This is a genomic window from Streptomyces marispadix, assembly GCF_022524345.1.
Classification (GTDB): domain Bacteria; phylum Actinomycetota; class Actinomycetes; order Streptomycetales; family Streptomycetaceae; genus Streptomyces; species Streptomyces marispadix.
The window spans coordinates 6121389-6145741 of record NZ_JAKWJU010000002.1 but is presented as its reverse complement, the minus strand read 5'-3'; the positions used below and the strand labels follow the sequence as shown (position 1 = coordinate 6145741).

The window sequence follows — 24353 nt, the reverse complement described above, 5'->3', positions numbered from 1 at the left end:
TCGTCCCGTCGTGAAGGACATCGAGATCAGCAGGCCCGAGAAGGTGCTCTTCCCCGACGACGGGATCACCAAGAGCGAACTCGCCCGCCACTACCGGCGGGTGGCGCCCCGCGCGACACCGAGGCTGCGTGGACGCGCACTGATGATGGAGCGCCATCCGGACGGCATCGGCGGGAAACCGCTGATGCAGAAGAACGTCCCCGACTACTTCCCCGACTGGGTCCACACCGCCGAACTGCCCAAGGAGGGCGGCACGGTGCGGCACGCGGTCTGCGACAACGCCGACACGCTGGTCTATCTCGCGGGGCAGGCCTGCGTCACACCGCACCGGTGGCTTTCGAAGACCGACCGTCCCGACGAACCGGACCTGCTCGTCTTCGACCTCGACCCCAGCGGCGACGCGGACTTCGAGGACGTCCGATGGGCGGCCTCGTGCGTGGGCGGCCTGCTGGAGAAGGTGGAACTGCCCACCCAGCTCATGACGACGGGCTCACGCGGGCTGCACGTCATCGCCGCCCTGGACCGCAAGTCGGACTTCGACACCGTGCGGGCCTTCGCCCGGCGCGTCTCCCGACTGCTGGTGTCGCGCCATCCGGACCGCCTCACCGACGAGCCGCGCAAGGCCGACCGCGGCGACCGTGTCTATCTCGACATCCAGCGCAACGCCTATGCGCAGACGGCCGTGGCGCCCTACTCGGTACGGGCGAGGCCGGGCGCACCCGTCGCCACGCCCGTCGGCTGGTCGGAGCTGGACGACCCCGGACTCCGGCCCGACCGCTGGAACGTACGCAACATCGGCGACCGGCTGCGGGAGGCCGACCCTTGGGCGAGGGTGAGCACACGCGGCAGGTCCGTGAAGGCGGCGGACCGGCGCCTCTCGGACCTGCTGTGAACCCGGGCCCTGCCGAATCGCGAGTCGCACGAGTCGCACCGTTCGCACTGGCCGCTTCCGGGCCGTCGAAAGGCTGCCCGCGTCAGCCCCTGTACGTCTCCAGCAGCCGCAGCCACACCTCGCTGATCGTCGGATACGAGGGAACCGCGTGCCACAGCCGCTCCACCGGCACCTCCCCGGCGACGGCGACGGTCGCCGAGTGCAGCAGCTCGCTGACGCCCGGCCCCACGAAGGTGACGCCCACGAGCACTTCGCGGTCGAGGTCGACGACCATGCGGGCACGCCCCCGGTAGCCGTCGGCGTACAGGGCCGCACCGGCGACCTCCCCCATCTCCAGGTCGACCGCCCGCACCCGCAGCCCGCGCCGCTCGGCGTCCTCGGCGGTCAGCCCCACGGACGCCGCCTCGGGGTCGGTGAAGACGACCTGGGGCACGGCTTCGTGGTCGGCCGTCGCCGCGTGCGCGCCCCAGCGGTCGGTCTCCAGCAGCGGTACGCCCGCGGCACGCGCACCGATGGCGGCGCCGGCGATCCGCGCCTGGTACTTGCCCTGATGAGTGAGGAGGGCGCGGCCGTTGGCGTCCCCAACGGCGTAGAGCCAGCCGCCGTGCACGTCCTTCACCCGGCAGGTGTCGTCGACCGTCAGCCAGCTACCCGGCTCGCAGCCCACCGTCTCCAGGCCCAGGTCCTCGGTGCGCGGTCTGCGGCCGGTGGCGAAGAGCACCTCGTCGGCCTCCAGTTGCCCGCCGTCGCTGAGCGCGAGCGTCACGGGACGGTCCGTGGACGGCCGTCGCAGGCTCTCCACGGAGACGCCCGTACGCACCTCGGCTCCGGCCTCCGTCAGCGCCTCCGCGACGAGTTCACCCGCGAACGGCTCCATGCGGGGCAGCAGCCGCTCCCCCCGTACGAGCATGGTCACTTCGGCTCCGAGCGCCCGCCAGGCGACGGCCATCTCCGCGCCGACCACTCCCCCGCCGACGACGGCGAGCCGTCCGGGCACCTCCTTGGACGCGGTCGCCTCGCGGCTCGTCCACGGCCGTGCCTCCTCGATGCCCGGAAGGTCCGGCAGCGCGGCGCGGCTGCCCGTGCAGACGGCGACGGCGTGGCGGGCGGTGAGGGTGTGCGTCGAGCCGTCCGGGGCCTCGATCTTCACCCGGCGGGGGCCGTCGAGGCGGGCACGCCCTCGTCGGAGGTCCACCGCGACCGAGTCCAGCCAGTCGACCTGGCCGCCGTCCTGCCAGTCCGAGGTGAAGGCGGTGCGCCGGGCCAGTACGGCGTCGGCGTCGAGGGAGCCGCGCACCGCCTGCGAGGCGCCCTCGACACGGCGGGCGTCGGCGAGCGCGGCCATGGGGCGCAGCAGCGCCTTGCTGGGCATGCAGGCCCAGTAGGAGCACTCGCCGCCGACGAGTTCCGTCTCGACGACGACCGCGCTCAGGCCGTTGGCGTGTGCCCGCTCGGCGACGTTCTCCCCCACCGGGCCCGCGCCGATGACGATGACGTCGTACTCGTCGGCCTCCGGGGTGCCGGTCGTCGAAGCGGTCGCTTCGGAGCGTGTCATGTCGGCCTCCACGTGCTGGGTGCTGGGGTGCTGCGGGTGCGCGCGAGCGCTGCTCGTAAACGGCCCGCGAGGCCGTACGGGACCGTTGCGGGGGTGCCGGATTACGCGGGTGGCGCACGCGGCGTATTGGCCGTACGCGGCTGGGCCCGGGGCGCGGCACGGGCGCTCGACGCGGCCTCCGCCGGCGGCGCCCGTGCCACGGTGCCGCCCGGAACGTGCCCCGCGGAAGCCCGCACCGCACCCCCGTATGTCAGCCCACCGTGGCCGGCGTGAGCACGACCGGGCAGTGTGCGTGGTGCAGCACCGCGTGCGCGACGGGCCCGAGCTGCAACCCGAGGCGCCGCTGCCGCCGGTGTACGGCGATGACGAGCAGGTCGGCGGCGCGGCTGGCCTCGATGAGGGTGGCGGCCGGACTGCCGCCCTGCTCCTCGGCGGTGAACTCCACGCCGGGGTACTCCTTGCCGACGGGCTCGGCCATCTTGCTCACCTGCTCCTCGGCGGCGGCCTTGGCCTTCCGTGCCTCGCTGGGCGGCAGTTGGAGCCTGCCGGGCATGCGCGGCTGGTTCCAGACATGCAGCGCCCGCAGGGGGGAAGAGCGGCGGGCTGCCTCCTCGAAGCCGAAGCGCAGCGCGGCCTCGTCGTTCTGGGTGTGCATGCCCACCAGTACGCTGCCTCGTTCGGTGGGGCCGTCCCTGCGGCTGTCGCCCACGACCAGCAGCGGGCCCTCGCAGTGGGTGGCGACGCGGAGGCTCACGGAGCCGACGAGCAGACCGGCGAATCCGCCGTGCCCCCGGGTGCCGACCACGGTCAGGGCGGCGGTACGGCTCGCCTTGACGAGTACGTCGGCGGCGAGCGCCTCGGTGTGGATCTGAGCGACGACGCGCAGCCCCGGCACATGCTCGTGTGCGCGCTTCCCGGCCTCGTCCAGCACCGCCGCTCCCGCGGCCCGCATGCGTTCGGTGTCGCTCTCCGTCACGGGGACCCGCGAACGGCGCGGCCATCCGGCCGAGTACACCAGCTCCAAGGTCGCGCCCCGGCGGCCGGCCTCCTCGGCGGCCATGTCGAGGGCGCGCAGCGAAGACTCTGATCCGTCGACGCCGACGACCACGCGGCCTTCGGCGGCAGGGGCTGCGGAGTGGTCATTCATCTGGGGGTTCTCCTCGCGTCGGCACGTCCGTATGTCCCAGTGTGCGGGATTCGCGCGAACGCCGGGAGAAGGCGGGGCACCCGGAGCTGACGGGGGCTCGGGTGACGCCGGGTGAGCTTGTGCGGGCACGTGCGTGCGCTGCGGAGATCTGCCGTACGGCGTGCGAGGAGACGTTGCGTACGGCGGTGTCGCGACGCCGTACGCGACGGGAGACGCGGCCTCCGGGTCAGCCCTCCGAGGGGCGCGCGGCAGTGCCGCGACGGGCGGTACGGGCGACCTCCCGCAGCCAGGCGGGACGGTCGGCGATCTCCAGCAGCAGCAGAAGACGCGTCAACGGATCGTCCCAGTCGCAGTGTTCGAGCTCGGCGACGGCGGTGTGGTCCTCGACCGGCGCTGCCGTGGCGGGGGGTTCGAATCCGTATGAGGTCACAAGGCCTCCAGGGTGTGCGACAGATGAGCCGGACCGAGCCGAACTGCGGTGCCCCCAGGGCATGTTCACCGCTCTAGTACCGCTGCGAGTGGCCATTCTCCATGTGTGCACTTACCCCTGCAAGTACATCTGCAATTACAGATGCAAGAACGCTCCGCTGTGAGACAGTACTGAGCCAACGACCCCCGTAGGTCTGTCAGATGAACTGAGACGGAGGCCAAATGCGGATCGAGAACGGCATCGAGGCGAGCAGCCTCAAGGGCGTCGCGTGGCGGAAGAGCGCCCGCAGCAATCCCAACGGCAACTGCGTGGAACTGGCCGGACTGCCCGGCGGGCACGTGGCGGTGCGCAACTCGCGCCACCCCTCGGGCCCCGCGCTGATCTACACGCCCGCGGAGATGGCGGCGTTCGTACAGGGCGCCAAGGACGGCGACTTCGACGATCTGCTCGCCACGGAGAGCTGAACGGGCTCACCGCAGCCTGAGCACAACATACGGGGGCACGTCTCCCCCGGCCTTGCGCGGGCCTGACAATGGCACTGGCACATGGCCGGGGTATGTGCAACGAGCATGACTGTACGGGCAGTTCGACGAGTGGGACACTGAGCGCCCGACTCGTTACTCAACGGGAGCAGGTAAGACCTGATGTCAGCACAGCGGGAAGGCGACTCGTCGGTCAGGCGGATCCTGGACCATCCGCGCGGTGGGCCGACGATCCTGCGCATCGTCCTCGGGACGCAGCTTCGGAGGCTGCGCGAGGAGTGCGGCATCAGCCGTGAGGACGCGGGCGACGCCATCCGCGGCTCCCACGCCAAGATCAGCCGTCTCGAACTGGGCCGCGTGGGCTGCAAGGAGCGGGACGTCGCCGACCTGCTCAGCCTCTACGGGGTGTCCGACCGGGAGGAGCGCGAGGAGTATCTGGTGCTCGCCCGGCACGCCAACACCCCGGGCTGGTGGCAGAAGTACAGCGACGTGATGTCGCCGTGGTTCGACAGGCTGATCGGCCTGGAGGAAGCGGCCTCCGTGATCCGCATGTACGAAGTGCAGTTCGTGCCGGGCCTGTTGCAGACGGAGGACTACGCACGGGCCGTGATGCGGCTGGGCCACCCGCGCGCCTCGACCGAGGAGATCGAGCGCCGCGTGGAGCTGCGCCAGGACCGGCAGGCGATCCTCACCAGACCGCACAGCCCGAAGCTGTGGGCCGTGGTCGACGAGGCGGCACTCCAACGGCCCCTCGGCGGCGCCGATGTGATGCGCGAGCAGATCAAGAGGTTGCTGTGGGCAACTCAGCAGCCCAACATCACGGTGCAGATCGCTCCGTTCGCGATCGGCGGCCTCGCGGCGGCCGGAGGTCCGGTGACGATACTCCGGTTCCAGGAGCCCGACCTGCCGGACATCGTCTATCTCGAACAGCTCACCTCCTCGCTGTACTTGGAGAAGCGCGAAGAGGTGGAGAACTACATGGTGGTGATGGACCGCTTGTGCGCCACCGCCGAACCGCCCTCCATGACCGTCGAGTTCCTGGAGCGGATGCTGAGCCGCTTCGAGGGCCGGACCTGACAGAGCCGGACGGCGCACCCCGTTTGACGGATTGACGCGAACGCCCGACGAACGACTGCCGAACGCGCGTGACGGCCGCGGCAGTTGACGTGACGACCCGGCGATCGACCGGTGACGGCCCGCGAGTCGCCGGCCGCCACGGCGCCTGGTGGCAGCGTTCAGTCCCCCTCGGAAGCGTTCAGTCCCCCTCGGAAGGGGGACTGCCTACGGCCGGATGCCGGTCAGGGCACCCGTGCCACTCCCCCGAACTCGTACCACTCGTCGGTCAGTTGGCGCGGCCCCAGCTCCGAGTCCGGCCGCCAGTCGTTGACCTCGCCCAGCCCCGGCTCCAGGACCTCCAGGCCGTCGAAGTAGCGCTCGACCTCATGGGCCTGGCGCACCCTGCCCCAGCGGTCGCCCGTGTTCTTCGCCATGAAGTCGGTGATGAAGTCCCGGGTGGCCTTGTCCTCGCTGACGAGCTGGTTGACCACCACGTAACTGCCGGACGGCAGGCGCTCGACGACCCTGCGGAGCACCGCACCCGGGTCTGAGGAGTCGGGGATGCAGTGCATCACCGACACGAAGAGTGCCGCCACGGGCTCCGAGAGATCGATCAGCCGGCGTACCTCCTCGTGCTCGAAGATGTAGTCGGTGTTCCTGAAGTCAGCCCTGATGACCGCGGTGTTGCGGTTCTCCTCCAGCAGCGCACGCCCGTGCGCCAGCACGATGGGGTCGTTGTCGACGTACACCACACGCGCGTCATCGTGGACGCGCTGTGCGACCTGGTGCACGTTGTCCTGCGTGGGCAGCCCTGACCCGTGGTCCAGGAACTGGCGCACGCCGTAGTCCTCCGCGAGCACGCGGACCGCACGCCTGAGGAAGCGGCGGTTGTTGATCGCCAGGGGCCTGGTGCTGGGAGCGACCTTGTCGAGTTCCTCGACGGCCTGGCGGTCCACCGCGTAGTTGTCCTTGCCGCCGAGGTAGTAGTCGTACATCCGCGCCACACTGGCCGTGTTCACGTCCACCGTCTGCCCCGCCGCCGCCTCGTCGTCTTCGTGCATGCGCCCCTCACCGTCTCGCTGTCTACGAGGTGTACGCGTCCGCCGCGTACACGAACCGTTACGAGGGAGCATCCCACGGCGATGTGACGCAGAGCACCTCAACTGCCGGGTAGGGTAAGGAAATTCGCAGCAGGTACGTATTGTGGAGGAATGGCAGTGCGGAGGTGACGGCCGTGCGGCCTCCCCCGAGGTCACGGCCGCGGGAGGGTCAGCTCCGCCCACACCACGCACCCGGAGTCCGTCTCCTCCGAGCGCACTCCCCACGTCTCCGCGACGGCGTTCACCAGTTGCAGCCCACGGCCGTTCACATCCCCGGGTGCGGCCTTGCGCGGGGACGGCTCACCACAGCCCGCGCCCTCGTCGCACACCTCTATGCGCAGCCGCTGACCGCACATCTCAAGCCGGCAGCGCACACGGCAACTGTCGGTGTGCACAACGGCGTTGGTGAAGAACTCGGAGACGACGAGCTGCGCGTCGTTCCCCAGCTCCTCCGGCAGTCCCCAACTGCGCACCTGGCCGCGGACCTTCTCCCGCGCGTCGGCGACGGCCGTCGCATGCGCGGGCAGCTCGAACCCCTCGTGACGCACATCCGCCCCGACCGGTCCGGTCGGGGTGAGCGGTATGACGGGGCGGTGCAGGGCCACGGTGGGAAGACGCCTTCGACTACCCGCAAGAGCAGGGGACAGAAGCGGAGGCGGCGCGGTGCGGGTCCCGCGCTGTCACTTTCCTCACTATGGTGCGCTCTCGTGACACTTGGCAATAGCCGGTCTGCGAATTGCAGAATCGAAAGTACAAGGTGGCCGGTGCACTGATCGCGTGGCACACTTCGATCGCAGCAAGTCCGGTGGAAGGGAGGCGTCTTGGCCGACGGCCGCACCGCACCGACTGTGGGCCAGATGGTCCTCGGAATGCGCCTGCGCGACTTGCGCGAAGCCGCCGGATGCTCCTTCTCGGAAGCCGCGGCCGTACTCAGCGTCAACACCACGACCGTGCGCCGCATGGAAAAGGCCGAAGTCGGCCTGAAGCCTCCATACGTGGAGAAACTGCTCAAAACGTATGGCATCTCCGAGGAGGAGACGACCGCCTTCCTGGAACTGGTCGACGAGGCGAACAGGCCCGGCTGGTGGCAGGGATTCCGCGACGTACTGCCGCCCTGGTTCAGCCTCTACATCAGCCTGGAGGGTGAGGCCAGCCTGATCCGCGCCTACGAGCCGCACTGCGTGCACGGCCTGCTCCAGACCGCCGACTACGCGCGTGCGCTGATGCGCGCCGGCTTCCCCGGCGCGAGCGAGAAGGAACTCGACCGCCGCGTCGCCCTGCGCATGGAGCGGCAGGAGCTGCTGCGCCGCAAGGACGCACCGCGGCTGTGGGTGCTGCTGGAGGAGCAGGTCGTCCGCAGGCTCGTGGGCGGTCCGGAGGTGATGCGCGGCCAGCTCGACCGGCTCGTCGAGTGCGCGGCGATGCCGAACGTGACCGTTCAGCTCCTCCCGTACTCCTCCGGCCCGCACCCGGCCATGTTCGGGCCCTTCCAGCTCTTCCGGTTCGAGATCCCGGAACTGCCCGACATCGTCTACGCCGAGAGCCTCAGCGGCGCCGTCTACCACGACGAACGCCGCGACACCACCGTGTTCCTGGAGGCGCTGGACCGCATGGGTGCGCAGGCCGCACCGGCACAACGCACCGAGGCCCTCCTCGGTGAGATCCGCAAGGAGTTCTGACCGCATGAGCCGCGACACCGCACAGCACATCTACAACGGCATGCCCTCGCGCGACCTGGGGACCGAGGGCTGGCACAAGCCGTGGAGCGGCCCGAACGGAGGCAACTGCCTGGAGGCCATGAGGCTCGGCGACGGCCGGGTGGCGCTGCGGCAGTCCACGGACCCCGACGGCCCCGCGCTCATCTACGGCCCCGCCGAGATCGACATGTTCGTACGCGGCGCGAAACGCGGAGAGGCGGACTTCCTCCTCGCCGACGGGTGACGGGCTCCTCGCGGGCGGCCGGGACCCGACGCATCCGGTGACGGGCTCCTCGCGGGCGGGGCCCAAGCCCGGCGAGCGCGAGAGGGGCCGCCGCCGCCCCACCCGGAGCCGTTGACAGCGGGCGCCGGGCGGGCGCAGGATAAGCAAGCGCTTAGCCCAGTGTCCGTACACCTGCTCAGTGCTCGTATGCCGCCGACCGTGATCGGATCACGCCACATGGCCTCATCGTCGCTGCTCCTCTCCCGCCGTGACCTGGACTTCCTGCTCCACCAGTGGCTGGACGCCGAGGAGCTGACCCGGCGCCCGCGCTTCGCCGAGCACTCCCGCGAGACCTTCGACGCGGTGCTCGACCTCTCCGAGCAGATCGCCACGCGCCACTTCGCGCCGCACAACAAGAAGAACGATCAGCAGGAGCCGCGCTTCGACGGTGAGCGCGTGCACACCGTGCCGGAGGCGAAGCAGGCGCTCGACGCCTTCACCAAGGCCGATCTGCTCGCCGCGCCCATGGACGAGGAACTGGGCGGCATGCAGCTTCCGCAGCTCGTGACGACCGCCTGCTTCAGCTTCTTCCAGGCGGCCAACGTGGGCACCTCCGCCTATGTCTTCCTCACCCTCGGCAACGCCCGCCTCCTGTGCGAGCACGGGTCGCGCGAGCAGATCGACACCTATGTACGGCCCATGCTGGCGGGCCGGTTCTTCGGCACGATGTGCCTGTCGGAACCGCAGGCGGGCTCCTCGCTCGCGGACGTCGCCACCCGCGCCGAGCCCCAACAGGACGGCAGCTACCGGCTGTTCGGCAGCAAGATGTGGATCTCGGCGGGCGACCACGAGCTGGCGGAGAACATCGTCCACCTCGTGCTCGCACGCATCCCCGGAGGCCCGCCCGGGGTCAAGGGGCTCTCGCTGTTCATCGTGCCCAAGCACCTCGTGGGCGCCGACGGCTCCCTCGGCGAGCGCAACGACGTGGTGACGGCCGGGCTCAACCACAAGATGGGCTACCGGGGCACGACCAACACCCTGCTCAACTTCGGCGAGGGCGCGCACACTCCGGACGGAGCGCCGGGCGCCGTCGCCCATCTCGTCGGCGAACCGCACCGCGGGCTGGCGTACATGTTCCACATGATGAACGGTGCGCGGATCGGCGTGGGAGCCGGAGCTATGGCCCTGGGCTACACCGGCTACCTGAAGTCCCTCGACTACGCCCGCGAGCGTCCGCAGGGCCGGCCCGTCGCCGCGAAGGACGCCACGGCACCGCAGGTGCCCATCGTCGAACACGCCGACGTACGGCGGATGTTGCTCGCCCAGAAGTCCTACGTGGAGGGCGCGCTCGCCCTGCTGCTGTACTGCTCGCGGCTCGTCGACGAGCAGCAGACGGCCGAGCGTGAGGACGAGCGCGCACACGCGCGGCTGCTGCTGGACGTACTGACGCCGATCGCCAAGAGCTGGCCCTCGCAGTGGTGTCTGGAGGCCAACAGCCTCGCGATCCAGGTGCACGGCGGATACGGCTACACCCGTGAGTACGACGTCGAGCAGCACTACCGCGACAACCGTCTCAACCCCATCCACGAGGGCACCCACGGCATCCAGGCGCTCGATCTGCTGGGCCGCAAGGCGGTGATGGACGGTGGCGCCGGGCTCGTCGCCCTCGGCGAGACCATCGGCCAGACCGTCGAGCGCGCACTGGACGCCGGGGGCGAGGCCGCCGAACTCGGCGCCGCACTACAGGAGTCGTGGGACCGGGTCGCCAAGGTCACGGCACGGGTGTGGGGCACGGGCGACCCGGCGAAGGCGCTCGCCAACGCCACCGTGTATCTGGAGGCGGTGGGGCATGTGGTCGTCGCCTGGATATGGCTGGGCCAGTTCCTGGCCACTGCCGGTCACGACGACGCCTTCCACCGTGGCAAGCGGCAGGCGGCGCGCTACTTCTTCCGCCATGAACTGCCCCGTACCGGGCCGCAGTTCGACCTGCTGGACTCGCTCGACGAGACGACGCTCCAGATGGACCCCGACTGGTTCTAGCCGCGTCGGCCCACTGCGGCTCCCGGAACCCCGGCAGGGAAGCGAACGGGCCCGGCGGACGGTCCGCCGGGCCCGTGAGTGCGAACTCCCCGTGCCTCAGGGCCTGTCGGCCCGTCCTGACGAGTCCTCCGACCTGTCGGAGCCGTCGGACCGGTCGGAGCTCTCGGACCGGTCCGGTCCGTCGTGACGGTCCGAGTCACGGCTCCCGGAGTCGTGCCCGTCCGATGCACCGTGCCGCCGCGTACGTCCGTCGCAGTCGAGATCGTCACCGCGCACCGGGGCGCCCTCGACGCTGCTGCGGTCGTAGACGACGTCGGCGACCTCGGCGCCCCGCTTGCCGGGGCGCACCCTGAAGACCGCCGGATGCCGGCCGCCCGGCACCTCCTTGGCACGCATCGACGCTCCGGGCATCGCGGCGGCCAGGGTGCCCGCCTTGCGCCGCCAGTGGGAGTCGTAGGTGATCTCCGTACGCCCGGAGCGGAGGCCGCCGTCGGCGGGACGGGACTCCAGCACGCGGAAGCCGTTGTCGCGCAGCTCCTGTGCGATGCGCGCGGACCTCTCACCGCGGCCCTCGACGCGGACGGTGATCTCCTGGGGCCGGTACGGGACAGGGGTCGCGCCCGGCGCGGGCCCGGTCACCGGATTCCCCACGATCGGCCGGTCCGCGCGCAGATCCGCGAACAGGCCCCGCGCACGCGGCGCGTCCCACTTCAGCGTCGACCCCCACACCGGCACCCGGTGGTCGAAGTCCTCGATCGGCACGGTCGCGAACTCCGTGTCCCGGGCGGTCAGTTCACGCAGCTCGCCGGCGAGCCGCGCCAGCCGGCCCATCGTCAGGCCCTTGTCCCAGCGCACCGAACCGCGCAACGCGAGGGCCGTGCGCACCACTTCGCCCGGCCGCCCGGCCAAGCGCTCACCGGTCACCGTACGGAGCACCTCGCCGAGCACACGCTGCTGGCGGCGCATCCGGCCGAGGTCGCCGGGGGGTTCGACGTGCCTGGCGCGTACATAGCGCAGGGCGTCGGCTCCGCTGAGCACATGGGTGCCCTTCGGCAGCCGCAGTCCGCTGTTGGCGTCCCGCAGCGGCTTGTCGGTGCACACCTTCGCGCCGCGAATCCGGTCGACGGCCTTCTCGAATCCGGCGAAGTCCGTCTCGGCGTAGTGGTCGACGCGGACTCCCGTGGCCTGCTCGACCGTGCGGACGACGAGCTTCGGACCGCCGTGCGCGTAGCTGCTGTTGATCTTGCCGAGATGGCGGGTGGTACGTGCGGTGATCTTGCCGAAGCCCTTGCCGTGGTCACGGTGCGAGGCGAAGCGCACATACGAGTCGCGGGGGATGCCCACGACACTCACGCGATCGTGGTCCTGCGAGATGTGCAGCAGCATCAGCACATCGGTGCAGTCGCACTGCTTGCCGTTCACATTCAGCCGGTCCCTGGTCTTCTTGGAGAGGCCGTCGCGCCGGTCGAGCCCGGCGATCAGGATGTTCGTGCCGGGGCCGTCGGCGGGGCGGCCCGCCTCGGGGAGCCCGTCGAACACGTCACGTGCCGGGTCGGGCCCGCCGGGCGGCGCGGGCGCGGACGGTGCGTCGAGCCCGGCCGGTGCGTCGAGCCCCGCGCCCACACCGCAGGTGAGCGCGGCGACGACGGCACAGGACAGGGAGAGCGACCGGCGAGAGCGGGGGAATCTGGTGATGCGGGAGAGAGGGGACATAAGCCTGAACACCTCCGCGGATCATGGGATTTCCGCATGCTAGGCACGCTCCCGATCCGGACCGCGGGCGATACGTCGGGGCCGCTCGCCCGGTCACCCGGTCAGATGAGGGCAGGCGCGGGACCCGGCCCGCCACCCGCCGCGTGACCCCGCCGGCCGGTCCCCACGACCGGTCCCGACGACCGCGCTCGCCGACCGGTCCCGCCGCGCCCGGGCCCCGGCCCGCGCCCTACGTCACGTCGTCGCGCCGCTCCAGCGGTCTCGTCGCCGGGCCCTGGATCACCCGGCCCTCGGTGTCGAAGCGCGAACCGTGGCAGGGGCACTCCCACGCACCCTCCGAGTCGTTGAACCGCACCAGGCAGCCCAGATGCGTGCACCGCGGCGACAGCGCCCGCACCTCGCCCTCGGGCGTGCGGTGCACGGCGCAGCGCCGCCCCCGTACGCGCACGATGGCGCCCGTGCCGGGAGCGATCTCGTCCACGGAGTCGGCGTACGACGGCCGCAGCCGGTCCCCCACGAAACGGCCCGCGACGGTCGACTGGAAGCGCAGTACGGCGGGCGCCTCACGGGGGCTCAGCCGCCGCGGCTCGTAGAGCTTCGCCCAGGGCGGCAGCGGAGTGCCGGTGATGTACGCGGCCAGCAACTGCCCCGAGAGGACACCGCCCGACATGCCCCAGCCGCCGAAGCCGGTGGCCACCCAGGTGTGCTGCGAGGCGGGGTGGAACGCACCGATGTACGGCACGCGGTCCGTGGTGTCGTTGTCCTGCGTCGCCCAGCGGTGCACCAGACGGGCGTCCGGGAAGCGCTCATACGTCCATGCCGCCAGCCGCTCGTATCCGGCGCTCACCGAGCCCGGCCCGGCGGTGCCCGGCGTGAACTTCTCACCGGTGACGATCAGCAGCCGCTTCCCCTTCCCGAACGGATAGGGCGCGGTGCGCACCGACCGCGTGCCGCGCTCCGGGGTGAGATAGCAGCCGCCCGGGTCCTGCTCGCCGGGCAGCAGCGCGGAGACGACCAGTTCGCGGCGCGGTTCGAGCCTGGAGAACATCAACGCCCGGTCGAAGACGGGATAGTGGGTGGCCACCACGACGTCACGGGCGACGACCTCGGAACCGTTCTCCGTCACCACCCGGCACGGCTCGCCCTCGTCGAGACCGGTGACACGGGTGCGCTCGTGGATTCGGCCGCCCCGGCACAGCAGATCCTCGGCGAGCGCCAGCAGATACCTTCGCGGATGGAACTGCGCCTGGTCCTCGACCCTTACGGCCGCGCACACCGGGAACGGCAGGCCGGTGCCGGTGACGAACGACGCGGGCAGACCGGCCTCGCGGGCGGCCTCGGCCTCGGCCCGTATCTCCTCCGCGTGGTGCTCGGACTCGGTGAAGGTGTAGGCGGGCACCCGCTCCAGATCGCAGTCGGCCTCCAACTCCCCTGCCACAGCGGCAAGATGCTCGACCGCCTGCTGCTGCGAGGCCGCGTAGAGCCGGGCGTCGTCCGCTCCGTGCCGCTGCCGCAGATACGAGTAGACGACGCCGTGCAGCGCCGAGACCTTCCCGGTCGTATGGCCGGTGACGCCCGCGGCGATGCGGTCGGCTTCGAGCACGACGACGCTTCGGCCCGCCCGCGCCAGCTCCCATGCGACGGACAGGCCCGCGACTCCGGCGCCGACGACCGCGACGTCCGCCTCGGTGGTGCTCCCGGGCGGTAGCGGTGGATGCGGGGCGGCTCCGGCAGAGAGCATCCAGTAGGACTCGTAACCGACGGGCAGTGTGGTCACCGCTGCTCCTCGTTCGTGTAGTCCGCGGCTCGCCGGCTGTTTCCGGCTCGTCCGGGCCTTGCCGGGCGTGGGCGTGTGTGCGGGCATACGGGCGTGCGTGCCATCGCCGTACGCCGTGGGTCGTCCCTCGCGCACCGTGCGCCGGTGGCGGGTGGCTCGTGCTGTGCGGTGTGCGGGCTGTGCGTCGGTGGCGTGTTGCGTGAGTGCCGGTTCGCTGGTCGCCGTGCGCGTGGTCCGTCCCGTGGCCGTCTCCCGCGGCTCCCCCGTCGGCGCCGCGATCTCGACCCTGCTGTGATGCCCGGCAGCGCCCGTGTCACGCGTGACGGCGGTGATTACCGCGTGACGTGAGCATGGAAGCAGGGCGTGACGGGCGTGACGTAAGTCCTCGCTCAGGGGGCGCAATACGGCCCGCAGACGGGGATTCCGCCGCGCGGACGTGTCTGCCCGCGGCCCCACGGGCACCCGGACGGCCGTCTACGGAGGTGATGACCGATGAAGGCAGTCGTCTGGCAGGGCAAGCGGGACGTGCAGGTCACCGAGGTGCCCGATCCGGCCGTGAAGGAGTCGACCGACGCGGTCATAAGGATCACTTCGAGCGGGCTGTGCGGCTCCGACCTGCATCTCTACGAGGTTCTGACACCGCTGATGACACCGGGCGACATCCTCGGGCACGAGCCGATGGGCGTCATCGAGGAGGTCGGCACCAAGGTGCAGGGCCTGAAGCCCGGCGACCGCGTCGTGGTTCCGTTCCAGATCGCCTGCGGCTCCTGCTTCATGTGCGACCAGGGGCTCCAGACGCAGTGCGAGACCACACAGATACGTGAGCACGGCATGGGCGCGCCGCTGTTCGGCTACACCAAGCTCTACGGCGCCGTGCCCGGAGCGCAGGCCGAGTATCTGCGCGTACCGCAGGCACAGTACGGGCCCGTCAAGATTCCCGAGGGTCCCGCGGACGACCGCTTCCTGTTCCTCTCCGACGTGCTGCCCACCGCCTGGCAGGCCGTGGAGTACGCGGACGTGCCCAAGGACGGGACGCTGGCCGTGATCGGACTCGGGCCCATCGGCGACATGGCGTGCCGTATCGCGCTGCACCACGGCGCACGGCAGGTCATCGGCATCGACCTGGTCCCCGAGCGGCTGGCGCGCGCACGTGCCCGCGGAGTCGAGGTGCTGGACGTCACCGAGCACGACGACATCGGCGCGGCCGTAAGGGAGTTGACGCACGGGCGCGGCACGGACGCCGTGATCGACGCCGTGGGCATGGAGGCGCACGGCAACGTCGCGGGCAAGGTGGCACAGACGGTGGGCGGGATGCTGCCCGGGAAGCTCGCGGAGAAGGCCGTCGCCAAGGCCGGAGTCGACCGGCTCTCCGCCTTCCAGCACGCGATCGACATCGTGCGCCGCGGCGGGACCGTCTCCGTATCCGGCGTCTACGGCGGCGCCGCGGACCCCCTGCCGATGCTGACGATGTTCGACAAGCAGATCCAGCTCCGCATGGGCCAGGCCAACGTCAAGCGCTGGATCCCCGACATCCTGCCGCTGCTCAGGGACGAGGACGTGCTCGGCGTCGACGAGTTCGCCACGCACCATCTGCCCCTGGCCCGGGCGCCGGAGGCGTACGAGATGTTCCAGAAGAAGGCCGACGGCGCGGTGAAGGTGGTGTTCCGGCCGTAGGGCGGAGGGCGTTCGGCCCTGGCGGGACCGGGAGTCCGGGACCGGAGCCGGCGCCGGGTTGGCCCGGGAGTCGAAGCCCCGGGCCAACCCCCGCTCCAGGACCGGGACTTGGGGCCCGGTCGCGGTCGTCCACCGTGGCCGGGCCCCAAGTCGGCGCCTCCTCGCGTCACTTCATGCGACGCCCTCTCGCCGCTTCGTACTGGCGCCTCGCCTCACCTCGTACTGGCCTGTGGGGTCACCTCGTACTGCCCTGTCGCGTCACTTCGTACTGCCCTGTCGCGTCACTTCGTGACGTGCAGGATGTCCAGCACCTCGTCGTCGCTCAACTGCGGGAAGTCCTCGTACCAGAAGCCCACCGCCCCGAACGCCGGCGGCACGTACACACAGACGATCTCGTCGGCGTCGCCGGACAGTTGCTCCAGCGCCTCCCGTGAGCAGACGGGCGCGGCGAGAACGGTGTGCACCGGACCCGCCTGCCGTACGGCACGCAGAGCGGCACGCGCGGTCGATCCCGTAGCGACGCCGTCGTCGACGAGGACGGCTGAGCGCCCTGCCAGATCCAGCGGGCCGCGGCCCCTGCGGTAGACCTCCTCGCGGCGCCTCAGCTCGGCCTGCTCGCGCTCGGCCGTCGGCGCCAGATCGCGTTCGCTCAGCCTCAACTGCCCCAGCAGCACAGGGTCGTAGACGGGCGGCGCGTCTCCCGCGACGGCGCCGACGCCCAGTTCCGGCTGGAAGGGAGCGCCGATCTTACGGGCGACGACGACGTCCAGGGGTGCGCCGAGCGCACGGGCGATCTCGTCGGCCACGGGCACTCCGCCGCGCGGCAGCGCCAGCACGACAGGGTCCGGAAGCCGTCCGTCCTCCCGCCGCCCGGTCAGTTTCTCGGCGAGGGCCCTTCCGGCCTCTCGACGGTCGCGGAACTGCATGGCGGCCTCCTCTCGGAGCCGAGGGGCTCCGAGACGGCGCGGTACCCGCCTTCAAAGGAGCTACACAGCACTCGCCAGGGAAGTTCCGCTTCCCGCACCGGAATTCCATGGAATCCGCTCCCGCGAGCGTGCTCTCAGGACTACGCTGTGTGCCTGCGGGGATCGTCATATGGAATATGCCGGGGAGGGGCTCCGCCATGGGCATGGAAGCAGTGCCGACGCCTGCTGTGCATGTGCGTGAACTGCTGGCGCGTGCCCGCAATCCGTTCGACGTGTCCGACGCCGTGCTGTCCCGCCTGGACGAGGCGCTGCTCTGCCATGTCGAACTCCACGGCTGGCGCCAGCGGAAGGCCCCCGCACCGAGCCTGCGGTGCAGCAGTCACCGCCATGTCTTCCTGCTTCCCGACGGCGAACTGCTGTCGCTGTGGGAGCTGAGCTACGACGAGGGCGGGGGCCACGGCGACGACCGCGTGCTGCACGAGGTCTACGAGACCGAGGAGGCGCTGATCCGCTCCGAGCGCCGCGTGCAGCAGGCGCACAGGGCCGCCGCCCGCGGGCCGCGCGGCAGACGGCACGGCCAGCGCGAGGTCCCCGTCGAACTCCTGCTGACGGCGGACCATCCCTTCGGCCGCCGCACGTACAGCGAGAGCGGCTCCCCCGACCACGCACGCCGGCTGCTGCGCCGCGCGGAGAACAGCGACCGTCCCGGCGAGGACGTGGCGCGGCTGCTGGAGAACGCTCGGGGCCACGAGATCCTGCCCGTGCCCAAGCCGCAGGTGCTGGCCCACGAGTGGCAGGTGTGGTGCACGGTCTACGAGCATGCGTTCCTGCTGGCCGACGGCTCCGAGATCAGCCTCTACGAGGTGGAGCACGATCTGTCGGGCACGGGCGGGCTGGTGTGCGAGGTGTATCTGGAGGAGGGCTTCGCGGACCGGGCCGTCAACCGCCTGGTGCGTGAACGCGGCATCGGCTCCTGACACTTGGGCCGCTTGGACACCTGACACCTGGCCGCCAAAGGGCCGTTGCGGCCGTTCGACCCCTGTCGGCCTACGGCGCTCCCGGCCGTTCCGCCGTGCCGTGCACCGGAGTCGGACCCACCGTCCTGGGACGCCCTCGTCTCGTGTGTGCCTCTGTGCGACTTGTTGTGACCCCTTGTGACCTTTTGGGCGCCGAACGTATTGTGGGCGCGCTCCGTAACTTCACTGACGCTCCGTAACTTCCTTGGCGGGGCGCGCACTTGACCGGAGGTCCCGCCATGCCCGCACGCGGACGCCACCGCCGCAGCCGCACCGGCACGTTCTCCCGTACGTCGCTCAAGGTCACGGCGGGCGGCGCCGGGGTCGCGTTACCCCTGGTGGGGGCGCAGCTCGTACACGCCGCCCCCGACGACGCCTGGCAGAAGGTCGCCGCATGCGAGAGCGGCGGCGACTGGGACGTCAACACGGGCAACGGCTACTTCGGCGGGCTCCAGTTCTCGCAGAGCACCTGGGAGGCGTACGGCGGCACCGCTTACGCGCCCCGCGCGGACCTCGCCACGAAAGGCCAGCAGATCGCCGTCGCCGAGAAGGTGCTCGCGCGTCAGGGCGCCGGGGCCTGGCCCGCCTGCGGCCCCCGTGCGGGGCTGTCGCGTAAGGCAGCACAGCCGCGCTCCTTACGCGAGACGACGGACACGGAGCACACGACTCCCAAGCAGCGGGCGGGAGACGGCACCGACCGCGACAGACCGCCGGCGGCGGAGAAGCAGCAGGCGGCCTCGGGAAAGCAGGCGGCCTCGGCGGAACGTACCGACGAGGAGACGCGCGCCGAACGCGCGGAGCGCGCCAGGGCGGACCGTTCCAAGCAGGCGACGACCTATGAGGTCGTGGGCGGCGACAGTCTCTCCGCCATCGCCGAGGAGCACGGCGTGAAGGGCGGCTGGCCCGGCCTGTACGAACGCAACCGCGAGACGGTGGGCGGCGATCCGGACCTCATCCTCCCGGGGCAGCGCCTGCGGCTGGACGGGACGCGGCATGCGGAGGAGCCGCGCACCGAGGCCGGGAAGCGCAGGAGCGGAGACGGGACGGCGGAGAAGACGGAGAGGAAGGCCGAGCCCGACTCCGCCCGGAAGTCCGGCGAGAAGGCCACGCAGAAGTCCGCGCGCACCTCCGCGGACAGGCACGCGGACGGGTCCGCCGACCGGTCCGCCGCCAAGCCGGAGCATGCCGACGGGCAGCGGGCTGAGCGTAAGGCCAAGTCCCCCGCACGCAAGCCCGCCTCCGGCGCGGTGTCCGCTCCCGTCAGCGGCGTCGCGCCCAGCACCGCCTACCGCGCAGCGGGCGGAAGCTGGTCCTCCGGTCACCACACGGGCGTGGACTTCCCCGTGCCCACGGGCACTTCCGTGAAGGCCGTCTCCGCGGCCAGGGTCGTCTCGGCAGGCTGGGCGGACGCATACGGCTACGAGGTGGTGCTGCGCCACCGGGACGGCAAGTACAGCCAGTACGGGCACCTTTCGGCGATCTCCGTGCGGGCGGGCCAGAGCGTCCAGCCCGGTCAGCGCCTGGGCCGCTCGGGCTCGACGGGCAACGCCACGGGCCCGCACCTCCACTTCGAGATCCGTACGGGCCCCGGCTATGGCACGGACATCGATCCGCTGGGCTATCTGCGGGGGCGCGGCGTCCGTCTGTGACGGGCCCGCCCGGCGAACCGCGAACGCCGAACCGCGGCGGTGAGGCGGTGAGGCGGTGAGGGCAGCGCCCTCACCGGTCCTCGTCGGTGTCGAGATCGACCCGCTGCGGTCCCACGGGCTTGGCGGGACGGCGGTCGGGACCCTCCGCGGCCTGCTCGATGTCCTCGATGTCCAGGCCGAGTTCACGCTCGTCGTCGTCGGCGACGTGCATGGCTGTCTCCTCCCCGGACAGCCCCTGCGCCGGTGTCGCCGTCGAGAAGGTGTCCTGGTTGGCGGCCCGCCAGGACAGCGGATCGTCGCTGAGCTGCCCCGCGGGCTCGTCGGACGGTTCCTCGGCGCCCTCGTCCCCCACATCGGGCTCCTCCTCCGCCAGGCGATCGTCCAGGGACTCGCCCTCGACCTGCTCGGCGAAGGTGGTGCCGTAGCTCTCGACGGCCACGGGCTCATCGCCCGGCACGGGCGCACGCTGGGGGTCGCTGGCGAGTTCCGCCTCGGGCGAGCCGTCCTGGAGGTCGGGGATTCCCTCGTCCTCCGGCTCCGCCCCCGGGTCGTGGCCTTCGTCCTCGGTCATGCCGCATCCTCAGTCATGCCACCCGGCGGTACCCGTACGGGCCTGCCGAAAACGTTCATGAGCGCCCTCATGGAGAGGGCCGTGGTGGTCCCCTTCGCCGCCTCCTCCGCCTCAGCACGACGATCAGATCGGTCACCGCGAACAGCGCCAGTCCCGCGCTGATCGCGGTGAGGGTGCGCAGGGAGTCCGCACCCGGTACGTCTCCCGGGCCGGTCTGCGTCGTCCAGTACCAGAACAGTGCCGTGGCGGCGAGGAAGACGGGTGTGAAGATCGCCGCCAGTATGAGCCGCACGCCCATCGCGCTACGGGCCGTGACCGGTTCGGTGCCCGTACGTGACCAGTAGCGCTCGAAGGGCTGGGGCGGCTCGGGACGCGGGGGACGCTGTGCGTGCGGCGTGCCGGCTCGCTGTCCGGGACGGCGAAGCGTCATCTCTCTCGCCTCTTCCCGCTCTCGGGTCTGCCACTTCCAGTGTCCTCCAGCGAGCGCGTCACCGGCGCCGTCGGCCCATGGCGCCATGACCGCAGGGCGGCCGCCACGCGCTGCGCACCGCAGCGCGCCCCCGGAGCGGGAACGCCCTCAGACCTTTCGCTCAGGCCCTCCGCTCAGACTCGCCGCTCAGATCTCGGCCTCGTGGCACACACCGCAGGTCAGCCTGCGTGCGTTGTGGCTGTGCGTGGACCTGCCCGTACCGGCGGCCTCATGCACCATCTGCGGCGCGACATGCGCGTGGTCCAGGCAGAGTCCCGCTCCGCAGCGGGTGCACACCGCCACCGCCGCGCTGATCTCCTGCCGCGTCAGGCAGTCGTAGCAGTTCATGATCGTCTTCCTCTCGCCCGGCTTCGGCGGCGCGCCGGGGCACGCCGCTCCCGAACGTCCGGGTATCACCGCCGAGTCGACGGAAACGGCCGGCACCCGACGGAAACGGCCGGAGCACGCGCAGGCGACGCCGGATCGCCCCGGGCGCGACCGGCCCCGCACCCTCCAGGCGCCGTCCCAGGGTCCGGCTCGTACGGGATTCGCGCAGAAGGTCCGCCGTTATTGAGCGCTCACGTACCGAAGGGGGTTACGGTGCCATTCATCCGCGCGACGCGACCCGCGCCGCCGGACCCGCTGAAGCCAACGCAGGTGCGGGGCCTGACAGTTCGTGCCGTTCTCGGGGGCCTCATCCGGCCGGGGGTGAATTGCCGATGTGCTATGCCCCGGAAACTCCCGTACCGGCGGGGCAAGATCAAGCCCTGGAGGCACCGATTCCTTCCAACTGCCCCGCTCCTGTCAGTAGCCTCATGACCCGACGGCAAGAGCCGTGGAATTGAACGAGCTGGAGACCCGGATGGAACGTCCTGCCTGGGCCCCGCAGGGGATAGACCTGACGGTGCCGAGCGTGTCCCGGATGTACGACTACTATCTGGGCGGCTCGCACAACTTCGAGGTGGACAGGGAAGCCGGGCAGCGGGCCATAGAGGCCTGGCCGGGGCTTCCGAAAATCATCCAGGCGAATCGTGCCTTCATGCGCCGGGCCATCCGTTTTGCGATCGGCGAAGGCGTGACCCAGTTCCTCGACATCGGCTCGGGCATACCGACCTTCGGCAACGTACACGAAGTGGCCCAGCGCGCCGACGAGTCGGCCCGCGTCGTCTACGTCGACAACGACCCCGTGGCCGTGGCCCACAGCCGCGCCGTGCTCGAAGGCAACGACCGCGCCGACGTCGTCTCGGCTGACTTCCGCTCCCCGCAGGACATCCTCTACAGCGCCGAGGTGGACCGCCTGCTGGACCTCGACCGGCCGGTGGCGCTGCTGCTGGTCGCGCTGCTGCACTTCGTGGAGGACAAGGACGACCCCTGGAAGACCGTGCGGGAGATCTCCGACTCGCTGGCGCCCGGCAGTCTCCTTGTGGTGTCGCACAGTTCGGCCGACGAGGGCCCCATGCGCAGCGTCGGAGCAGAGGTACGCGACGTGTACAGACAGACGAGTTCACCACTGATCACACGCAGCCGCTCCGAGATCAAGCAGTTCTTCGACGGCTTCGACCTCGTCGAGCCCGGTGTCGTACCGCTGCCGCGCTGGCGTCCCGAGGACATGCCGGAGACGGCGGACCCCCTCCTCCTCAGCGGGTACGCAGGGGTGGGCCGCAAGGCGGGAAGCCTCGGGTGAGTTCGGGGCCGCACGAGCCCGAACGGCTCGAGAACGACGGACTACGGCGCTTCGCGACCATCTGGAGCCGCGCCGTGTACCCGGTGACGCAGACCTCCATGACGCGTGCCGAACTGGAGGACTACCTCTACCCGTTGGCCGTACAGCTCTGCGACGCGCTGCACGCACACCCCTTCACGCCCGCCGTCGGGCGCGAGGTGGGCGCCGCGCTCGTGGACGGCCACTGCACCAGTCCCGACGCCCTGCCGCATCTGCTCGGCGTCATCGACTCCTATCTGGTGCTCTACGGACGCGATCCGGAGACCAGCACGCTGGACGTGGACGAGGCACGCGCCCGCTGCTCCCGGCTACAGCACTCCATCGCGGCGGGCTTCACCCGGGCTCTGCGCGACCGCACCCTCAGCGAGCAGGAGGCCCTCTCCAGGGCCGCACTCGCCGCGCAGACCGCGGTCGAGGAGGCGCTGCACGCCAGTGAGACGCGCTTCCGCGCGGTGTTCAACGGTGCCACCATCGGCATCTCCATCGCGGACATGGACGGCCGTATCCGGGACGCCAACGGGGCGCTCGCCAAGATGTTCGGGCGCTCCGAGGAGGAGATGCGCCGACGCAACGTCAACGAGTGGGTGCACCCCGACGACGCGCCCCAAGTCTGGCGTATGCACCGGCAGTTGGTGCGCGGCGAGCGCGACCATTTCCGTGTGGAGAAGCCGTACCACCGCCCCGACGGCACGGTGCTGTGGACCAACCTCACCGTCTCGCTGCTGCGCGACGCCGACGGCGAACCCAAGTACCAGCTCGCGCTGCTGGAGGACATCACCGAGCGGCGCCTGCTGCATCTGCGGCTGCGCTACGAGGCCACGCACGACGAGCTGACGGGGCTGCCCAATCGCACCCTGTTCGCGGAGCGTCTGGACCGGCTGCTCTCCGCGAGCGGCGACGTGAAGCGGTTCGGGCTGTGCTATCTCGACATCGACGGCTTCAAGGCCGTCAACGACAGCCTCGGCCACGCCGTCGGCGACCAGTTGCTCATCGCCGTCGCCGAGCGCCTGCAGTCCTGCACCGCGGGCTCGGGCCACCTCGTTGCCCGCATCGGAGGCGACGAGTTCGCGGCGCTGTTCACCGACCCCACCGGCCCGGAGGAGGTCGCCGAGCTGGCCCGTCAGGTGCTGGCCGCGCTGGCGACACCCATCGGCGTCGACGGGCGTGAGCTGTCGGTACGGGCGAGCATCGGCATCGTCGAGGGCCCGAGCGGCGAGCTGCGCCCCGAGGACGTCATGCGCAGCGCGGACATCACGATGTACCGGGCGAAGGACGCCGGCGGCAACCGCTACGAACTGGCTGACCCCGACTCCGACGCACGCGCCATCGACCGGCACAGCCTGACCAACCGGCTGCCGACGGCGCTGGAGCGCGACGAGTTCTTCCTGGAGTACCAGCCGCTCATCCGCATGAGCGACGGACACATCGACGGCGCGGAGGCCCTGGTGCGCTGGAAGCACCCGGTGCACGGTCTGCTGGGCCCCGACCGGTTCATCCCGCTCGCCGAACACACCGGTCTCATCGTCCCGTTGGGCCGCTGGGTGCTGGAGCAGGCCGTGCGGCAGGCATGCGCCTGGCACGAGGAGCGCAGCGCCGAGACGAGGGCGAAGGCGAAGTCGAACGGCAAGGGCAAAGGCAAGGGGAAGTCCGCGGGCACAAGCGGCGCTGGAGGCGACTTCAGGCCGCTGCGGGTGAACGTCAACCTCTCGCCCCGCCAGCTCCACCACCCCGATCTGGTGCCGGACACGGTGGCCGTGCTGGAGGCGGCGGGCATGGAACCCTCCTCGCTCTGCCTGGAGGTGACGGAGAGCGCGCTGATCGGCGCCGACGAGGACGAGCTGAAGCCGCTGCGCCAACTCGCCGAGCTGGGCGTGGAGATCGCGCTCGACGACTTCGGCACCGGCTACTCCAACCTCGCCAATCTGCGCCGACTGCCCGCCACCACGCTGAAGTTGGACCGCTCGTTCACCCAGGGGCTCCAGCAGCACCCCGCCGACCCGGCCGACGTCACCTTCGTCGAGGGGATCGTGACCCTCGCGCACGCGCTGGGCCTCGCCGTGACCGTGGAGGGCGTGGAGACCGAGCATCAGGCGTCGAAACTCCGGGACTTGGGCTGCGACACCGCTCAGGGCTGGTACTACGCACGCCCCGGCCCGCCCTCCAGCTTCCAGCAGGGCTTCGCCGTACTGCCGTGAGCCGGGCGGGGCCGCCTT

General features: G+C 71.1%; 22 protein-coding genes. 11 read left to right on the top strand and 11 right to left on the bottom strand.

Going from position 1 to position 24353, the window contains the following annotated elements; genetic code table 11:
* Nucleotides 1-10: 10 nt before the first annotated feature.
* Complete coding sequence (gene ligD, locus MMA15_RS25545; RefSeq protein ID WP_241062516.1) at nt 11-892, top strand: non-homologous end-joining DNA ligase; 882 nt, start codon at nt 11-13, stop codon at nt 890-892.
* A gap of 82 nt (nt 893-974) precedes the next feature.
* On the opposite strand, the gene MMA15_RS25540 is transcribed toward ligD, so the two are convergent.
* From MMA15_RS25540 to MMA15_RS25530, 3 genes are all read right to left on the bottom strand, one after another.
* A complete protein-coding gene (locus tag MMA15_RS25540; protein WP_241062515.1) occupies nt 975-2447 on the bottom strand; it encodes a dihydrolipoyl dehydrogenase family protein in 1473 nt (490 codons plus the stop codon).
* Between the two features lie 250 nt (nt 2448-2697).
* Nucleotides 2698-3594 (bottom strand): universal stress protein, encoded by an 897-nt coding sequence (locus tag MMA15_RS25535; RefSeq protein ID WP_241062514.1) that lies wholly within the window; start codon nt 3592-3594, stop codon nt 2698-2700.
* A gap of 226 nt (nt 3595-3820) precedes the next feature.
* Complete coding sequence (locus tag MMA15_RS25530) at nt 3821-4024, bottom strand: hypothetical protein (protein ID WP_241062513.1); 204 nt, start codon at nt 4022-4024, stop codon at nt 3821-3823.
* Nucleotides 4025-4245: 221 nt separating this feature from the next.
* Here MMA15_RS25530 and MMA15_RS25525 point away from each other — a divergent pair, with 221 nt between their 5' ends.
* Nucleotides 4246-4488: a DUF397 domain-containing protein gene (locus MMA15_RS25525; RefSeq protein ID WP_241062512.1), complete on the top strand. Its 243-nt coding sequence runs from the start codon at nt 4246-4248 to the stop codon at nt 4486-4488.
* Between the two features lie 180 nt (nt 4489-4668).
* Nucleotides 4669-5583: a Sco1979 family transcriptional regulator gene (locus MMA15_RS25520; RefSeq protein ID WP_241062511.1), complete on the top strand. Its 915-nt coding sequence runs from the start codon at nt 4669-4671 to the stop codon at nt 5581-5583.
* A gap of 221 nt (nt 5584-5804) precedes the next feature.
* Here MMA15_RS25520 and MMA15_RS25515 read toward each other — a convergent pair whose 3' ends face one another.
* On the bottom strand, nt 5805-6623 hold the full coding sequence (locus MMA15_RS25515) for an SAM-dependent methyltransferase (RefSeq protein WP_241062510.1): 819 nt from the start codon (nt 6621-6623) through the stop codon (nt 5805-5807).
* A gap of 191 nt (nt 6624-6814) precedes the next feature.
* Nucleotides 6815-7267 (bottom strand): ATP-binding protein, encoded by a 453-nt coding sequence (locus tag MMA15_RS25510; RefSeq protein ID WP_241062509.1) that lies wholly within the window; start codon nt 7265-7267, stop codon nt 6815-6817.
* A gap of 216 nt (nt 7268-7483) precedes the next feature.
* On the opposite strand from MMA15_RS25510, the gene MMA15_RS25505 reads away from it, so the two are divergent.
* The 3 genes from MMA15_RS25505 to MMA15_RS25495 all read left to right on the top strand — a co-directional run bounded on the left by MMA15_RS25505 (nt 7484) and on the right by MMA15_RS25495 (nt 10622).
* The gene (locus MMA15_RS25505; RefSeq protein WP_241062508.1) at nt 7484-8341 is read left to right on the top strand and encodes a Sco1979 family transcriptional regulator; all 858 of its coding nucleotides are present in this window, start codon (nt 7484-7486) and stop codon (nt 8339-8341) included.
* Nucleotides 8342-8345: 4 nt separating this feature from the next.
* Nucleotides 8346-8603: a DUF397 domain-containing protein gene (locus tag MMA15_RS25500; protein ID WP_241062507.1), complete on the top strand. Its 258-nt coding sequence runs from the start codon at nt 8346-8348 to the stop codon at nt 8601-8603.
* 216 nt (nt 8604-8819) lie between these two features.
* Nucleotides 8820-10622, top strand: coding sequence for an acyl-CoA dehydrogenase (locus MMA15_RS25495; protein ID WP_277401408.1), 1803 nt, complete (start codon nt 8820-8822; stop codon nt 10620-10622).
* A 96-nt stretch (nt 10623-10718) separates the two neighbouring features.
* On the opposite strand, the gene MMA15_RS28080 is transcribed toward MMA15_RS25495, so the two are convergent.
* Entirely contained in the window at nt 10719-12335 is a 1617-nt protein-coding gene (locus MMA15_RS28080; protein ID WP_277400558.1) for an LCP family protein, read from the bottom strand.
* Nucleotides 12336-12564: 229 nt separating this feature from the next.
* Entirely contained in the window at nt 12565-14112 is a 1548-nt protein-coding gene (locus MMA15_RS25485; protein WP_241062505.1) for an FAD-dependent oxidoreductase, read from the bottom strand.
* A gap of 492 nt (nt 14113-14604) precedes the next feature.
* On the opposite strand from MMA15_RS25485, the gene MMA15_RS25480 reads away from it, so the two are divergent.
* Nucleotides 14605-15786 (top strand): zinc-dependent alcohol dehydrogenase, encoded by a 1182-nt coding sequence (locus MMA15_RS25480; RefSeq protein WP_241062504.1) that lies wholly within the window; start codon nt 14605-14607, stop codon nt 15784-15786.
* Between the two features lie 281 nt (nt 15787-16067).
* Here MMA15_RS25480 and MMA15_RS25475 read toward each other — a convergent pair whose 3' ends face one another.
* Nucleotides 16068-16712: a phosphoribosyltransferase gene (locus tag MMA15_RS25475; protein WP_241062503.1), complete on the bottom strand. Its 645-nt coding sequence runs from the start codon at nt 16710-16712 to the stop codon at nt 16068-16070.
* A gap of 197 nt (nt 16713-16909) precedes the next feature.
* On the opposite strand from MMA15_RS25475, the gene MMA15_RS25470 reads away from it, so the two are divergent.
* Nucleotides 16910-17689, top strand: coding sequence for a DUF6227 family protein (locus MMA15_RS25470; protein ID WP_241062502.1), 780 nt, complete (start codon nt 16910-16912; stop codon nt 17687-17689).
* 278 nt (nt 17690-17967) lie between these two features.
* Nucleotides 17968-19377 (top strand): transglycosylase family protein, encoded by a 1410-nt coding sequence (locus MMA15_RS25465; RefSeq protein WP_241062501.1) that lies wholly within the window; start codon nt 17968-17970, stop codon nt 19375-19377.
* A 70-nt stretch (nt 19378-19447) separates the two neighbouring features.
* On the opposite strand, the gene MMA15_RS25460 is transcribed toward MMA15_RS25465, so the two are convergent.
* From MMA15_RS25460 to MMA15_RS25450, 3 genes are all read right to left on the bottom strand, one after another.
* Nucleotides 19448-19948, bottom strand: a complete 501-nt coding sequence (locus MMA15_RS25460; protein ID WP_241062500.1) for a hypothetical protein — start codon at nt 19946-19948, stop codon at nt 19448-19450.
* Between the two features lie 67 nt (nt 19949-20015).
* Nucleotides 20016-20378 (bottom strand): hypothetical protein, encoded by a 363-nt coding sequence (locus MMA15_RS25455; protein WP_241062499.1) that lies wholly within the window; start codon nt 20376-20378, stop codon nt 20016-20018.
* A gap of 186 nt (nt 20379-20564) precedes the next feature.
* A complete protein-coding gene (locus MMA15_RS25450) occupies nt 20565-20765 on the bottom strand; it encodes a DUF2180 family protein (RefSeq protein WP_241062498.1) in 201 nt (66 codons plus the stop codon).
* Nucleotides 20766-21279: 514 nt separating this feature from the next.
* Between MMA15_RS25450 and MMA15_RS25445 the strand changes: the two genes are divergently transcribed.
* Nucleotides 21280-22101: an SAM-dependent methyltransferase gene (locus MMA15_RS25445; RefSeq protein ID WP_241063490.1), complete on the top strand. Its 822-nt coding sequence runs from the start codon at nt 21280-21282 to the stop codon at nt 22099-22101.
* The gene (locus MMA15_RS25440; RefSeq protein WP_241062497.1) at nt 22098-24335 is read left to right on the top strand and encodes a putative bifunctional diguanylate cyclase/phosphodiesterase; all 2238 of its coding nucleotides are present in this window, start codon (nt 22098-22100) and stop codon (nt 24333-24335) included. Before MMA15_RS25445 ends, MMA15_RS25440 begins: the two co-directional genes overlap by 4 nt.
* The last annotated feature ends 18 nt before the right edge of the window (nt 24336-24353 follow it).

What these genes read in the sequence shown, in the direction of transcription:
- MMA15_RS25540 (WP_241062515.1), bottom strand. Translation starts at nt 2,447, where the DNA reads ATGACACGCTCCGAAGCGACCGCTTCGACGACCGGCACCCCGGAGGCC.
- MMA15_RS25535 (WP_241062514.1), bottom strand. Translation starts at nt 3,594, where the DNA reads ATGAATGACCACTCCGCAGCCCCTGCCGCCGAAGGCCGCGTGGTCGTC.
- MMA15_RS25525 (WP_241062512.1), top strand. Translation starts at nt 4,246, where the DNA reads ATGCGGATCGAGAACGGCATCGAGGCGAGCAGCCTCAAGGGCGTCGCG.
- MMA15_RS25520 (WP_241062511.1), top strand. Translation starts at nt 4,669, where the DNA reads ATGTCAGCACAGCGGGAAGGCGACTCGTCGGTCAGGCGGATCCTGGAC.
- MMA15_RS25515 (WP_241062510.1), bottom strand. Translation starts at nt 6,623, where the DNA reads ATGCACGAAGACGACGAGGCGGCGGCGGGGCAGACGGTGGACGTGAAC.
- MMA15_RS25500 (WP_241062507.1), top strand. Translation starts at nt 8,346, where the DNA reads ATGAGCCGCGACACCGCACAGCACATCTACAACGGCATGCCCTCGCGC.
- MMA15_RS25495 (WP_277401408.1), top strand. Translation starts at nt 8,820, where the DNA reads ATGGCCTCATCGTCGCTGCTCCTCTCCCGCCGTGACCTGGACTTCCTG.
- MMA15_RS28080 (WP_277400558.1), bottom strand. Translation starts at nt 12,335, where the DNA reads ATGTCCCCTCTCTCCCGCATCACCAGATTCCCCCGCTCTCGCCGGTCG.
- MMA15_RS25480 (WP_241062504.1), top strand. Translation starts at nt 14,605, where the DNA reads ATGAAGGCAGTCGTCTGGCAGGGCAAGCGGGACGTGCAGGTCACCGAG.
- MMA15_RS25475 (WP_241062503.1), bottom strand. Translation starts at nt 16,712, where the DNA reads ATGCAGTTCCGCGACCGTCGAGAGGCCGGAAGGGCCCTCGCCGAGAAA.
- MMA15_RS25470 (WP_241062502.1), top strand. Translation starts at nt 16,910, where the DNA reads ATGGGCATGGAAGCAGTGCCGACGCCTGCTGTGCATGTGCGTGAACTG.
- MMA15_RS25465 (WP_241062501.1), top strand. Translation starts at nt 17,968, where the DNA reads ATGCCCGCACGCGGACGCCACCGCCGCAGCCGCACCGGCACGTTCTCC.
- MMA15_RS25460 (WP_241062500.1), bottom strand. Translation starts at nt 19,948, where the DNA reads ATGACCGAGGACGAAGGCCACGACCCGGGGGCGGAGCCGGAGGACGAG.
- MMA15_RS25455 (WP_241062499.1), bottom strand. Translation starts at nt 20,378, where the DNA reads ATGACGCTTCGCCGTCCCGGACAGCGAGCCGGCACGCCGCACGCACAG.
- MMA15_RS25450 (WP_241062498.1), bottom strand. Translation starts at nt 20,765, where the DNA reads ATGAACTGCTACGACTGCCTGACGCGGCAGGAGATCAGCGCGGCGGTG.
- MMA15_RS25445 (WP_241063490.1), top strand. Translation starts at nt 21,280, where the DNA reads ATGGAACGTCCTGCCTGGGCCCCGCAGGGGATAGACCTGACGGTGCCG.